Below are 13,323 nucleotides of genomic sequence, written 5' to 3'. Positions count from 1 at the left end.
ACGATTAATGAGAGCTCTGTTATATGCGGGCCAATTGGTTGTGCGGTAGATTTTGTGTGTAGGCTTCTTCATTTGAAAATTATATTGCTGAAGAAGCCGTCTATGCTAGGTTTGTGCAACAAAGTCATCTTAAATTGATAACTGTATTCAAGGATAAACTGATACTTTACTCAGGCAGGCTTGCGAAGTATCTTGCGACTTTTTTTAAGATATCTCGCTTCTCTTCAGTCTGTTTAAACTAACTTTTAAAGCGTAGGATTTCTTTTCTTGCTTCAAGCAGTTCATGTTCATCAAGGTTGTTGTGTAATGGGTGTACAGCTTTAAGCCATTTATAAATACTGTGTTGTGATACACCTAACTGTTCTGCCACATCACTGACAGAATATCCTGGTTCAGTAATCGATTTTACAGCTTCATCTTTAAACTCTTGGGTATAACGTTGCCCACTCCATTACTTAGCAGAGCCAATTCCTTCTTGAAGATTAACACAATCACGTAAAATTAAATACGCTAGGAAAGGGACATAAAATTCCGTGATGTTTTGATTTTAACAATCGTTAGACATAATTTTAATTGTGGTCATATTTGCAACTCTAGTGATCCAAATTGTCATTGCCTTTATTTAATTACTTTAATAATTTTGGAAAATATTTTTTAGTAGTGCGCATCTTGTTGAATTAATTCAAAATCGGCATTCCTATATGTTACATGTCCAAATCATTTTTTGCTTGTGTAACTAAACACAGGAGAATGAATGAATTAATCTAGCCAAACAAAACTTGGGAAAACAAAACCATGAGTAAAAATGAATTAAAACCTATTTTGAATCAGCTCACTATAAATGCTGAAGAATTATATCAACAATGGGGAGTGTCAACTCCTTGGCGTTCAACAGGTAGATTAGAACCTTTACAGATATTTACTGGTAAGTTTTTGTATCGCCAAACCTTATACAATGAAAGTAAGCTTTATGGATTTAAACTTCACTATCATCAAATTGATGGCTTCCAAATACATTGGTTAAGTAATAAAAAAAATAAGAAATCAAAGGGATCAATATTGTTAATTCATGGATTAAGTGCGGATAAATCACATTGGGTGCGATTCGCGCGTTATCTTGCTAAGGACTATCATGTCATCATTCCTGATTTACCTGCACATGGTCAGACTGGCTATTTATCAAATGCTGATTACAGTGTGGAGAGACAAGCTCGACGAATGATCGAGTTATTGGATCATTTAGGTATAAATCAAGTTCACGTACTTGGAAATTCAATGGGAGGCTTTATAAGCATTTTCATGGCTCACAATTGGTCTCATCGAATAGCTAGCTTAGGACTTTTAAATTCTGCGGGTTTAAAATCAAGAACTCATAGTGTATTAGAAGCGGCATTTCATGGAGCTAAAAATCCATTTATTGTAAATTCAGTTTCAGAATTTAATGGCTTATTATCATTAGCCGCGTCAAAGCAGCAATGGATGCCCTATTCTGTAAGATTAATGCTTGCTAAGCAGTTAGCTGATCGACGAGAACGCTTGTTTAAATTATCTCTACAAGTAATGCAGGAAATAAACGAGTTTAACTATATTGAAAAAAGTAAAGATGCATTTAAGATGTCAACAATTGTAATTTGGGGTGAAGAAGATAAATTACTTGATGTAGATATGTTAGAACATTTTGTTGAGCTTATTCCACATGCTCATTCAGTTAAATTACCTAATATTGGACATATGCCAATGCTTGAATGTCCTAAGATTGCAGCTCAACATTATAAAAGATTTATAGATGCTTTAGATGACGCATAAGTATAAATTTCTTTATGGAATCCATTATCATAATCTCAAATTATCGACCCTAACAAATATTTAACGCAGAATTAAGCCTCATAAAATGAACCAAAAGACAGCAATTAATAATTAGGGTCTGTTGACATTTCACAAAGGCAACCAAATGTATATACAAGCAAAAGCTACGGCATTTTTCAAAGTTACACTTTAGCTTGTCATATTGGACTCTGCAAACATTTATTTGGTGCTTTTGATGAAGTACAAGATTATGCAAAAAATCGCTGAAGCTTTACAATCATGAAAGACCACATCAAGCGAACAAAGGGTATTAACCTCTAATGGCTGCTTAACCTCTACTTTTAACTTCGGTTATTTATGGGAGGATTACCTATAAAGCTAATTAAAAGTGATTGTAATTTAACCAAAATAATAGAAAATAATAAATTATTTAGCAAATTCTAAAAGATTTTTTTAAATAAAATATAAGTTCCCTAATCTACCAATGATTCTTCCAACTGGAAATAGTTCATCAAGAAGACTTTCTTCCACGGAAATCAAGTATACTGACTCATGATAAGAGTCAAGCCATTATTAACTTAAAAGACTTAAAAATGGATAGATTGAAACAACCTGTCATAAGAAAGATTGTTTCAATTTATTTGTATTCATATATATTTAAAATCTTTTTCAATCATATCAACGACATTATTTACAACCGAAACCAGTTTATCTAGATCAATTTTAGTTGATAAATGATGTGATCGGCGACTTATACTTTTTAATGTAAAATATTCATTTGCCGATTGCCAATATTCACTGTGCACCATCTCTTCAGGCACTGTTTCAATAGCATAAGGTTGTAATACACCATCAATACTTAACTGATGAAAAAGTTCACAAAAAGCAGCTAATTTTTTATCTGTTGTTACAACCCAACAATCTTGCTTTTTTTCATCCAAATACTTTCCATCCATCGCATTTGCTACTTGTAGTAAATGTATATCACTAGCTGCATTAAAAGATATTTTATTGATTTCAATTGGTTGCTTTGCACGCTTGCCTTTAATTTGAACCGAGTTTTCTCTTATTTTTTGACAGAATTTTTTGGTCTTACCTTTTTGTAGATTAGTGGTATTAAAAAAGCAATATTTGGCTATCTCAATTTCTGTGGCACTCAATAAATCAATTTTCCCTTCCAAAAGGTCAATATAAGCTTTAAATTTTTCAATTGGTGAACCTTGATAACAATATTCAATATAGTTCAAATATAGAAAATTCAGATATGGGACTACAAAGGCTAATTTTGCCTCATGTGTTAAATCATTGAAGCCATAGTCATTGTTAATACCAGTATGAACTTTTCTTGTACTGTTCGGTGTATCAATAAAGTTTGGTAGATGTACGGAACAAAAATCTTCGTATAATTCCATAGCGATCTTAGCATTCTGCGGTGGCATTTCTTTTAATGCAAAACCAGGAGATAAGCAAACACTATATGGTCTACACTTTTGGAGTAATCCAACTAAGTTATCTAATCCTTTTTCTCTCACAGATCGCCACTTGTTGCCCGACTTAACCACCCTCTCCATCCTAATTAAAATATTACTATCCAAAACTAATGTTGTCTCTTTTCCTTCAGACTGATTCCTATTAACCAAAACAGGATCTAATTTTGGTCTATCGATACCAGAATGATTTGGTTTTATGTATATTGCTCTATCTTCATTCATTTTGTATTTTCACTCAGTTAAGTTAAAAATCTAAGATAAAAGAAATTTCGAAAAAAAGAGCATTGATAAATCATATTGCGACAAACCACGTCGCATCATTTTAAAGTAAGATCGCTGTCATTATCCAAGTAAAGATTCTAAATAATCCGCCCACTCCTGCATCATCTCTCGACGATTGTTTAGAAACTTGGTTCGGTTATAAGCTGTACCATTATTATCTTTGACCTTATGCGCCAACTGATGCTCAATAAAGTCCATACGCTGCTCCAGAATCTCATCCAGCATGGTACGAGCAGTTGCCCTAAAGCCATGTGCCGTCTGTTCACCACCATAACCCAAGCGTTTTAAAGCGGAGTTAATGGTATTGTCAGAAATAATAGTTTTACCATCACGCCCCACAAAGATGTATTCGCTGTATGGATGCAGATCAATGATTGACACAATCAAGTCAAAGGCCTGATCTGACAATGGCACAATATGAAGTTGTTTGGTTTTACTGGCAGTAAATTTAAAGCAACGCTCTTCACGATAGAAATAGTCTTTCTTCAGCTTGCGTATCTCTCCTGGGCGTTGAAAAGTCAGTACAGAGATTTTCAGTGCTACCTGCGTGGTCAATAAACAACGTGTATAAAGCGTAGAATAGTTCCAAATTTTATTCAGCATTGGAGCTAGGTCTTGCTCTTCTGTCACGGCTGCAAAGTTTCCACCCTGTGGTTTTGGTAATTCAATATCTTCAATCGGATTATATTGAATCAGCTTTTTCTTACGCGCTGATTTAAAGATTTGGTTGAGGTCCGACTTAAGGCGTTTGGCAACAGACAATGCACCACGCTCGATAATGCGCTTAAATACCTTAATCTCAAGAATTTCTAAGGTAAGCTGTGGAAAGGTTAAATCACCAATATAAGGATAAGCATCATGCTTTAAGCGACGAACAGTTTCTTCATCCTGCTTTTGTTCCAACTCCCGTTTGTATAACCATGCTTCAGCGACGATACGAAAGGTATTTTCTGCTTCTTTCTGTTTCTGAGACTTGGTTTCAATCCGCTCCATTGCTGGATCAATACCCTGCTTGATGAGTTTCTTATATTCATCACGAATAGTACGAGCATCATCTAACGAAACTTCAGGGTAAGTACTTAAAGATAAATCGTTACGCTTACCTAAGAATGGACGTGTGTAATTGAAGATCCAGTACTTGCTACCACCCTGATCAATGCGCAGATAAAGATTTCCACCATCTGACAGTTTATAAATCTTGTCAGGATCAGGTTTAGCTTTTTTAACTTGTAAAGCACTAAGCTTGTTGATTCCACGAGTAGCCATAGTTCAGACATAAAAAAATGCAGTAAGAAATAATCTTACTGCATTTTTTACTACTTTATAACACCCGATTGGCGTAGTGCGTCACGGCTTGTTATATTTAAAACTTCCAACTTTAACTTTATAAATCAAAATCTTATATAGTGTTAAACAGTGTCAGAAACTTGAATTTGGCGGAAGCGGTGAGATTCGAACTCACGGAGGACTCACACCCTCGTCGGTTTTCAAGACCGGTGCATTAAACCGCTCTGCCACGCTTCCAATGGCGGCTATCATATAAATATTTTTTAAAATTGGCAAACACTTTTCTAAGAAATTTTGCTCGCCTGCCTATTTTTAAATCAGAAATTACTATTTTGATGAATTTTCGAGCTTTTCATAGCGAATTGAATTAATAAACCATGTTTTTTTTCCCAAGGGTGTATGTACCTCAAATTCATCATCTACTTGCTTACCTAACATTGCACGTGCCATAGGTGAATCTATTGAAATATGTTGAGGATGATGATCATAAATTTCATCTACACCGACAATCCGAATCGTCTTTAATTGTCCTTCCTCGTTCTCGATGTCTACCCAAGCTCCAAAATATACTTTGCCCTCTTGTTCAGGAGAAAAATCGATAATTCGCAACTCTTCAAGTCGTTTACCGAGGTAACGAACACGACGGTCTATTTTTCGTAAAATTTGTTTATTGTATTGATAATCTGCGTTTTCAGAACGATCACCTAAACTGGCAGCCCAATTCACTTTTTTGGTGATTTCAGGTCGTTCCTCATGCCATAAGTATTGTAGTTCTGCGACCAATTTGTCATGCCCACTTCGGGTAATTAAATTCGATTTCATAGGCGATAAAATGAGTATTTTGCTTATGTTATAGCGACACATTGCAACATTTTATACCGCATTTCTACATGGAAAAATTTTATAAAGTTTTTTCTTTTTATTTATCAATATCTTAAAACCATGTTTTTTATTTTTTTTTGTACAAAATTTGACATGAGTAAAATTGACCATTAATATGCGCCCATGTTTTATCTTGATTACTTTTTGTACGAAGATCTTTTCTTCAATATTTTATCCACCCACACATGTCATTTTGAATGACGTTCATGACGCCCACCCTAATTGAATTTATCAACTTTAAATAAAAGTTTAAGGCGGTACTGCTTTTGCTTTTTTTGGGCATAAATTACTTGTAGCGGAGACAACATGCGCAGTAGTTCAAACACTGGATCGAGGCTTTGCCTTAATTCACTAACTTCTTCTCTCTCGTTTAAAGCGATGGTCCTCGCTACAGCATTTATCCCATTTCATGCATTAAATGCAACAAAGACCGACAACCAATACAACTCCATTGTAAATTCGAACAAGCTTACAGTGGTGGCCGTGTCAAATCCCACCGTGGTTTTTAAAGACGGTAACTTCAAACATGGCTTTGGCTATGACTTGGTAAGCAGTTACGCTCAAAACTTAAATGTAAAACTCGATTTTAAAACGGTTCAAAGTAATGAAGCCGCTTTGAAAATGGTGCAGCAAGGTAAAGCTCATTTCGCGGTGACCACAGCATCGATCATGACCATTGAGCAAAAGAATCTTTCAGGTTTTTCCGCATCATGTGGTGACCTTGAAAGCTTACGCAAAAATGGGCTTAATCCAGAAATCAATTGGGTTTTTAAAAATGCTGCTGATCCTTTAACAGATACTGCCAGCGGTTTTGTTTGTCAAAGCAAGCAAAATGGTGCTATCCGTCAAATGGCATCTTTCTACAACCGCAACGTGGTTAAACAAGATGATTGGGATACTATTCAGCGCAATCTGAAAACACGTATGCCAATTTATAAAGCTAGCTTTAAAAAGTCAGCCCAAACATACGACTTAGATTGGCACTTCCTCGCTGCGATAGGCTATCAAGAGTCTTTCTTGAAACCGAATTCTGTGTCTCCTACAGGTGTGCGTGGCATCATGATGCTCACCAACAACACAGCAAAAGCAATGGGTGTGTCGAATCGTGTTGATCCTGCTCAAAGTATTGCAGGTGGTGCGAAGTATTTTGATCTGATGATGTCGAAATATGATTACATTCCTAAACATGATCGTTATTGGTATGCCCTCGTGGCTTACAATATGGGGCCAGGCGCCACAGATGCGATTATGAAGCGCCTAAAAGCCCAAGGAAAAAATCCGAATGATTGGATACAGGTATATGATTTTCTATACCGTAATCAATCGCACAATACGCGTTATAAGCAAGCGATCCAATACGTCACCCGTATTCGTGCTTATTTAGAACATATTAAAATGACACCAAGTTTGGTGAGTATTTAATAAAAAAAAGCTTACCTAAAGGTAAGCTTTTTTTGTTTAAAAAGTCTTAAGTCGTTTGCTCTAAAACTTTTTTGAACAAATCTTTTTGTTCTTGGCTTGGCTTCGCTGTTTGTAAAGCCATCAATTGAGACATATCGCCTTGAACTTTGATTTTACCAGTCATAAATGCTTGCATAGCAGCAGCCATGTCAAACTCTAAGAATACTTTGCGTAAAGTATCTGCATCTAAGTTTAAAGTTGTTTTAGCATTCGCAGAAGCGCCTTTTTGGATCTTACCGCTATCAAGCGCTAATTCAGTCGTTCCTTCGCTACCTGTTACTACAAGATTCAATGCTAGATTTGCTAATGATGGTGGTAAGTTCAAATCACCAGCTTCAGCTGTAAGTTTCTCAACGTTTGCAAACCAATCATCAGTTAAAAATGCAGGCATGTTCTTTCCTCGATGTATTTATTCAATTTATTGCGTTACCTATCCAAGATAACAACATGTAGAAGCTTTACGCTTGAGAGAGTTATAGCATGATATTTTCCAAATGCGATACGTTTTTTTGTACTCTGCGTTCGATTTTTTTTGTAAATAAAACTAATCGCCTAAATATCATCAAATCTTTATTTTTTCACAAGTTTGTCAATGATTTTTTGTATCGGTACTACGACCTAAAGTGACAAAAAACATCATTTTGTAAATCGACTCAACACCTTCATTAAAATGTAAAAATCTAAGAAATAAAAAAAAGCACTTCGAAAAGTGCTTTTTTTTATTAAGACGAATTACTCAGCAGCAAAACCGAGATTGACCATGCTAATACGCTTATTTGGTGTGTCCCCTTCGGCTGTTGAACAAGTTACATCAAAATCAACTTCACGTTGTCCATCTAAGGCTTCAAAATCGAAAAGATCTCGGTCGGCCAATTGCGATGGCGAGACATTCTGTAACGCGCCAAAAATGCTGTGTAAACGTTTTGGATGAGCTTTATCCCATTCACGCAACATATCATTGATGATTGCGCGCTGTAAGTTTTCCTGCGAACCACACAAGTTACATGGAATAATTGGGAATTTGCGCATTTCAGCATATTTGATGATGTCTTTCTCTTCAACATACGCCAAAGGACGAATCAAAATATTCTTTTTATCCGATGAAAGTAGTTTTGGTGGCATCGCCTTTAAACTACCGCCATGGAATAGGTTCAAGAAGAACGTTGCCATAATATCATCACGATGATGACCTAAAGCAACTTTGGTCGCGCCAATTTCTTGAGCAAAACCATATAAAGAACCACGGCGCAAACGTGAGCACACTGCACAATAGGTTTTACCTTCAGGTGTAAGCTTTTTGGTAATGCTATATGTATCTTTTTCTAAGATGTAGTACGGAATGTTATTTTCTTCTAAATAACGGGGTAATACATCCTCAGGGAACCCTGGTTGTTTCTGATCAAGATTCACAGCCACAACATCAAAATTGATTGGTGCTATGCGTTTAAACTGCAGGAGAATGTCCAGCATGGTATAGCTATCTTTACCACCTGAAATACATACCATGACCTTATCGCCATCCTCAATCATTTTGTAGTCACGGATTGCATGACCTACTTGACGACGAAGTTTTTTCAATAAACGATAATATGCAGAACTCGTAGGTGGCTCTGGCTTAAAATTAAATCCTTGGTTGGATTCAACTGGCGAGTACATAGACGACATTAACCATAAAAAAAATACTGCGCAATTTTAGCCGATTCAGTGCTTAATCGCATCTAAAGAATCTGTTTTTTACATCTAATTTTTATTTTTTCATAACACTGTCTTATTCACACATCTAAAATGGACGCTTGGGTTCATTTTTTAGTCGAATTGCTTATCTTTTGGACTTTTCCACAGTTTTCCACAAAACCTGTGGATAAAATTGTGGACTTTTTAGGGGTTGACAAAGTTTTGGCAAGATAAGATGGTGCTTTCCCTTAGATTGATCATTTTTTAACCACTATTCTATATCCTTAAAATTCAATAGTTTATATGTGTCAAGCAGTTGTTTATAAATAAAAATAAATAATTTTTTTGGATATTAAGCCAACAATTAAGACTTGATTTTTTCACAACGAATTGTTAAAAAACATTACATAGTTGAAAGACATCTCCATTGCAAAAAATCACCCACATATCATTTAGGGACAAAAATAGTGTTCGAATGATGAAAACTACAAATAAAATAAAAGTCATAGCGTTATTTGGGTGTGTGAATTTTCTAATATTCTCGCCGCAGGCTTCTGCAGGTCAAACAATCTATCAGCTGAAAGATTCAAACGGCACTACCGTACTGACCAACCGCAAAAACAAATACAACCATCTTAAAGTTGAAAAGAAAACCTACTATCCAGATAGCAATATTCATAGTTACAGCAATTGGGGAAGCAACGAAGCATCTGTTCTCCCAAGCCATAGTAAAAATCGAAATGCCTTTGATGGCTATATTCGCCAAGCAGCTCAACGACACGGCATTTCTGAAGGACTCATTAAAGCGGTGATGCACACAGAGTCTGGTTTTAATATACATGCACGCTCCCCTGTTGGTGCTCAGGGTCTTATGCAATTGATGCCTGCGACTGCACAACGATTTAATGTCAATAATGCATATGATCCTGAACAAAATATTTTCGCTGGTGCAAAATATTTGGCTTGGCTATTGAAACGCTTTAATGGCAATACGCAATTGGCATTAGCGGGTTATAATGCTGGCGAAGGAAATGTTGCTAAATATGGTGGAATTCCACCCTTTCGTGAAACTCAAGATTATGTCAGACGTGTACTCAGTCGTTACAATAATTTATACGCCAATGGTGTAGGCTCAAATCCGACCAATAGTTATTCAGCTTCAGCATCCTCTAAGTCAAGTACACCGAGCTATAACAATCAGAATTTATCAGCTCAAGTGACTGCACCAACTAAACCAAAGTCACCTCCTCGCCAAATTATTGTGGCCGCTGATGGCAGTTTTACTGACGCGCCAGCTGGTTCATATTCTACAAATAATGCCACAGCATCAGCGAAGATCTATATTTCGAATTAATCTCAATTTTTTTCGTTATATTTTTTATTTTTTTCTTGAAATTTTCCCTATTCGAAAGCATATTTGACGTAGGTTTTTTAATTCAAAAAGCTTATTAAATTTTATTTATAAGAGGATTTTCTCGATGATGCGGATTGGTTTGTTTTTGCTGACCAACCTCGCGGTACTGGTGGTAGCTGGCATAATCTTGTCACTCTTCGGTGTCGGTAGTTACCATGGCTCGGGTGGCTTGAATCTTGGCAATTTACTTGTGATCTGTTTTGTCTTTGGTATGGTGGGTTCTTTAATCTCCCTATTCATGTCAAAGTGGATTGCAAAGAAAACCACAGGTACAGAGTTAATTGATCCCAATGCTCCACGCAACCAAGCGGAAGCATGGTTACTCAATGAAGTGGCACAACTTTCTCAACGTGCTGGTATTAAAATGCCAGAAGTTGGTATTTTCCCATCTTATCAATCAAATGCTTTCGCAACTGGTTGGAACAAAAACGATGCTTTAGTCGCTGTTTCAACAGGCTTATTGGAACGCATGAATAAAGATGAATTACGTGCAGTGTTGGCGCATGAAATTGGTCACGTTGCAAATGGTGACATGGTCACCCTTGCTTTAGTGCAAGGTGTAGTCAACGCGTTTGTGATGTTCTTCGCGCGTATCGTCGGCGACTTTGTAGATCGCAACGTATTTGGTCGTGAAGAAGGTGAAGCACCGGGCTGGAGCTATTTCCTCATTACAATCGTGTTAGATATCGTATTCGGTATTCTTGCTTCGGCAATTGTGATGTGGTTCTCTCGCTATCGTGAATATCGTGCTGATGAGGCTGGCGCGCGTTTAGCAGGTAAACAAGCCATGATCAGTGCATTACTTCGCTTGCAAGCAGAAACTGAAATGCCAGATCAAATGCCTAAAGAAATGAAAGCTTTCTCAATTTCATCAGGTCGTGAAGAAGGATTCAGCCTTGCTGCACTCTTCCAAACACACCCAACAATTGAGCAACGTGTAGCGGCATTACAACAACTTGATTGTCCTTAATCTGCATCTAAAAAAAGCCTCCATAGGGAGGCTTTTTTATTGTACTAAATCTATAACACTTTAAATAGATTGAAACCATTGCCATAAGAACGTGACACCAAACCATAAGGCAACAGCAAAAATACTTAAAAACAGAAGACCCAGTAAATCAGGAATATGAATCCAAATCCATGCCACGACAGGATTTCGCCAGAAGGCAGAGTCCTGCTGTTTACGCTCTAAGTTTTCATGTAAAAATGGGTGTACCACATGATGGTCAGAATGAATCTGATATTCTTCACGGATATGATCATGAACCACATCTAAAGCCTTGCGACTCGGTCGAATAAACACATCAAAGAGTGTACCTGCAACAGGGATTAAACCTACTACACCATCCATCACAGCAAGTTTAAGCACGCCATTCAATTTAGATTGGGGCACACCGATTTTTCGAGCTTGTAATACTGCATAACACGTAAGTACAAATCCAGCTACGTCACCCGCCACAGGAATCGTACTCAATGCTGCATCAGCCCCTACCCCTTGTTTAGTGAATGGAATTCTTACGACGGAATCCATCATGTTTGCGAACTTGGCAAGATCGCGTTCCATTTTGATGACTTCAGCTTGGGTTAATTTATTTTTATTTGTCATTTAAGCAACATCCTGCAAAGATACTCCATCAGTCATAGCCTTAGAATAAGAGTTGTGAAGCAATAAATAAATAGACCAATACACCAGTTGCATCACATATTGAAGTGACCAAGGGTGCAGATGCGCTTGCGGGATCGAGTCCTAGTTTATTGAGTACAAATGGTAAACTCATCCCGATCAGACAGCCCATCATGACAATACCCATCATACTGATCGCAAGCACTAAAGCGACCATCATATCTCCACGGATATAGCCAAGAATTGAAACAGCTGCAGCCATCGTTGTACCCAAACATAGAGCAACCATCGCTTCACGGCCAAGCAACACAAACCAATCCTTAGCTTTCACATCTCCAGTTGCGATTGCTCGAACCATTAAAGTTGCAGATTGGGAGCCTGCGTTACCTCCACTCCCAACCAATAAAGGTAAAAAGAAAACCAAAACAATATGAGCAGCAATGATGTCTTCATAATGGGCGATCCCAACACTCGAAAGTAGGCTGCCAAAGACCAGAAACACTAGCCAAAAAACACGTTGTCTAAATAACAATAATATTGGTGCTGAACGAATACTGATATTTTCTTTAAGCTCTACCGCCCCACTTTTCAAAAAGTCTTCGGTAAATTCTTCTTGGAATACATCCATAGCGTCATCATAAGTGACGATACCGAGTAGATGATCATCATGATCTAAAATGGGTAAGGCGATAAAATCATAGTGGCTTAATTTTTTTGCCACTGATTCCTGATCTTCATCCACCCGTCCGTAAATGACCTCAGTGGTCATGACTTCTTGTACCGTTTTATCCAAAGGAGCTTGCACAATTTCTCGAAGAGAAATTACACCCTCAAGTCTCTGAAACTGATTGGTAATATAGATCAGATATAAGGTTTCAGTATCTTTGGCGGAGTGGCGCAAAATATCTAAAGCTTGTTGCATTGAGATGTCTGATGGCAAAGTGACATAATCAGATGTCATGATCGCACCAGCTGTTTCCTCAGCATACAGTGCCAAAGCTTGAACTTGCTGTTTTGTTTCTCGATCTAAATTCGCAAAAATAAATGTTTTTATTTGATCCGGTAAAGCTTTGTACAAATCAGTTCGAGCGTCTGAATGCATTGAACCAATTAACTGGACTGTACTTTTGCCGTCCATTTTTTTAACCAACTGTACTTGATGATTGAGTGGCAAAAACTCAAATACATATGCTGCATTTTCTAAATGGTGGATAAGTTGTATTTGTTGATCAATTTCTAATTGCTGTAAAAACAAAGCCAAATCTGCAGGATTAATCGTATCCGCAATATGATCAATCTGAGCGACATCAGAATTGATCAATGCTTGTTGTAATGCTTCAATTTTATGATCTTGTTTAATTTGATCCATAATCGCTTCATTTATTATCGTTTAGAATTACGCA

Annotated in this window: 12 protein-coding genes and 1 tRNA gene; 4 read left to right on the top strand and 9 right to left on the bottom strand. The window is 37.0% G+C overall.

Annotated elements, in window-relative coordinates; genetic code table 11:
• Positions 1-238 precede the first annotated feature (238 nt).
• Positions 239-400: a transposase gene (locus FTV32_RS05290; RefSeq protein ID WP_180028151.1), complete on the bottom strand. Its 162-nt coding sequence runs from the start codon at positions 398-400 to the stop codon at positions 239-241.
• Positions 401-795: 395 nt separating this feature from the next.
• On the opposite strand from FTV32_RS05290, the gene FTV32_RS05285 reads away from it, so the two are divergent.
• Positions 796-1,806 carry an alpha/beta fold hydrolase gene (locus FTV32_RS05285; RefSeq protein WP_180028141.1) on the top strand — a complete coding sequence of 337 codons (1,011 nt, stop codon included), beginning with the start codon at positions 796-798 and terminating at the stop codon, positions 1,804-1,806.
• Between the two features lie 647 nt (positions 1,807-2,453).
• On the opposite strand, the gene FTV32_RS05280 is transcribed toward FTV32_RS05285, so the two are convergent.
• From FTV32_RS05280 to greB, 4 genes are all read right to left on the bottom strand, one after another.
• Positions 2,454-3,518, bottom strand: coding sequence for a hypothetical protein (locus FTV32_RS05280; protein ID WP_180028140.1), 1,065 nt, complete (start codon positions 3,516-3,518; stop codon positions 2,454-2,456).
• Positions 3,519-3,638: 120 nt separating this feature from the next.
• Positions 3,639-4,844, bottom strand: a complete 1,206-nt coding sequence (locus FTV32_RS05275; protein ID WP_180028139.1) for an integrase arm-type DNA-binding domain-containing protein — start codon at positions 4,842-4,844, stop codon at positions 3,639-3,641.
• A gap of 168 nt (positions 4,845-5,012) precedes the next feature.
• A tRNA-Ser gene (locus FTV32_RS05270) sits at positions 5,013-5,102 on the bottom strand.
• A gap of 90 nt (positions 5,103-5,192) precedes the next feature.
• On the bottom strand, positions 5,193-5,687 hold the full coding sequence (gene greB / locus FTV32_RS05265) for a transcription elongation factor GreB (protein ID WP_180028138.1): 495 nt from the start codon (positions 5,685-5,687) through the stop codon (positions 5,193-5,195).
• Positions 5,688-6,053: 366 nt separating this feature from the next.
• Here greB and FTV32_RS05260 point away from each other — a divergent pair, with 366 nt between their 5' ends.
• The gene (locus FTV32_RS05260) at positions 6,054-7,169 is read left to right on the top strand and encodes a transglycosylase SLT domain-containing protein (RefSeq protein WP_180028137.1); all 1,116 of its coding nucleotides are present in this window, start codon (positions 6,054-6,056) and stop codon (positions 7,167-7,169) included.
• A 46-nt stretch (positions 7,170-7,215) separates the two neighbouring features.
• On the opposite strand, the gene FTV32_RS05255 is transcribed toward FTV32_RS05260, so the two are convergent.
• Together FTV32_RS05255 and ttcA are read right to left on the bottom strand one after the other, a co-directional pair.
• Positions 7,216-7,599 (bottom strand): SCP2 sterol-binding domain-containing protein, encoded by a 384-nt coding sequence (locus FTV32_RS05255; RefSeq protein WP_092765941.1) that lies wholly within the window; start codon positions 7,597-7,599, stop codon positions 7,216-7,218.
• Positions 7,600-7,940: 341 nt separating this feature from the next.
• The gene (gene ttcA / locus FTV32_RS05250; RefSeq protein WP_035266955.1) at positions 7,941-8,864 is read right to left on the bottom strand and encodes a tRNA 2-thiocytidine(32) synthetase TtcA; all 924 of its coding nucleotides are present in this window, start codon (positions 8,862-8,864) and stop codon (positions 7,941-7,943) included.
• 493 nt (positions 8,865-9,357) lie between these two features.
• Here ttcA and FTV32_RS05245 point away from each other — a divergent pair, with 493 nt between their 5' ends.
• Entirely contained in the window at positions 9,358-10,236 is an 879-nt protein-coding gene (locus tag FTV32_RS05245; RefSeq protein WP_257227587.1) for a lytic transglycosylase domain-containing protein, read from the top strand.
• 124 nt (positions 10,237-10,360) lie between these two features.
• Positions 10,361-11,266 (top strand): protease HtpX, encoded by a 906-nt coding sequence (gene htpX, locus FTV32_RS05240; protein ID WP_180028136.1) that lies wholly within the window; start codon positions 10,361-10,363, stop codon positions 11,264-11,266.
• Between the two features lie 60 nt (positions 11,267-11,326).
• Here the strand turns inward: htpX and FTV32_RS05235 are convergent, their stop codons facing one another.
• Both FTV32_RS05235 and mgtE read right to left on the bottom strand, forming a co-directional pair.
• A complete protein-coding gene (locus FTV32_RS05235) occupies positions 11,327-11,902 on the bottom strand; it encodes a DUF4112 domain-containing protein (protein WP_180028135.1) in 576 nt (191 codons plus the stop codon).
• A gap of 40 nt (positions 11,903-11,942) precedes the next feature.
• Positions 11,943-13,280: a magnesium transporter gene (gene mgtE, locus FTV32_RS05230; protein WP_373683304.1), complete on the bottom strand. Its 1,338-nt coding sequence runs from the start codon at positions 13,278-13,280 to the stop codon at positions 11,943-11,945.
• Positions 13,281-13,323 lie beyond the last annotated feature (43 nt).

This window comes from Acinetobacter sp. YH16032 (assembly GCF_013417345.1).
Classification (GTDB): Bacteria; Pseudomonadota; Gammaproteobacteria; order Pseudomonadales; family Moraxellaceae; genus Acinetobacter.
Note: the sequence above shows the minus strand (reverse complement) of the source record. Positions and strands in the feature narration are given on the sequence as shown.

Coding starts and splice junctions, on each gene's coding strand:
- FTV32_RS05245 (WP_257227587.1), top strand. CDS start 9,358: ATGATGAAAACTACAAATAAAATAAAAGTCATAGCGTTATTTGGGTGT.
- FTV32_RS05255 (WP_092765941.1), bottom strand. CDS start 7,599: ATGCCTGCATTTTTAACTGATGATTGGTTTGCAAACGTTGAGAAACTT.
- FTV32_RS05280 (WP_180028140.1), bottom strand. CDS start 3,518: ATGAATGAAGATAGAGCAATATACATAAAACCAAATCATTCTGGTATC.
- FTV32_RS05275 (WP_180028139.1), bottom strand. CDS start 4,844: ATGGCTACTCGTGGAATCAACAAGCTTAGTGCTTTACAAGTTAAAAAA.
- FTV32_RS05235 (WP_180028135.1), bottom strand. CDS start 11,902: ATGACAAATAAAAATAAATTAACCCAAGCTGAAGTCATCAAAATGGAA.
- ttcA (WP_035266955.1), bottom strand. CDS start 8,864: ATGTACTCGCCAGTTGAATCCAACCAAGGATTTAATTTTAAGCCAGAG.
- FTV32_RS05260 (WP_180028137.1), top strand. CDS start 6,054: ATGCGCAGTAGTTCAAACACTGGATCGAGGCTTTGCCTTAATTCACTA.
- htpX (WP_180028136.1), top strand. CDS start 10,361: ATGATGCGGATTGGTTTGTTTTTGCTGACCAACCTCGCGGTACTGGTG.
- FTV32_RS05285 (WP_180028141.1), top strand. CDS start 796: ATGAGTAAAAATGAATTAAAACCTATTTTGAATCAGCTCACTATAAAT.
- greB (WP_180028138.1), bottom strand. CDS start 5,687: ATGAAATCGAATTTAATTACCCGAAGTGGGCATGACAAATTGGTCGCA.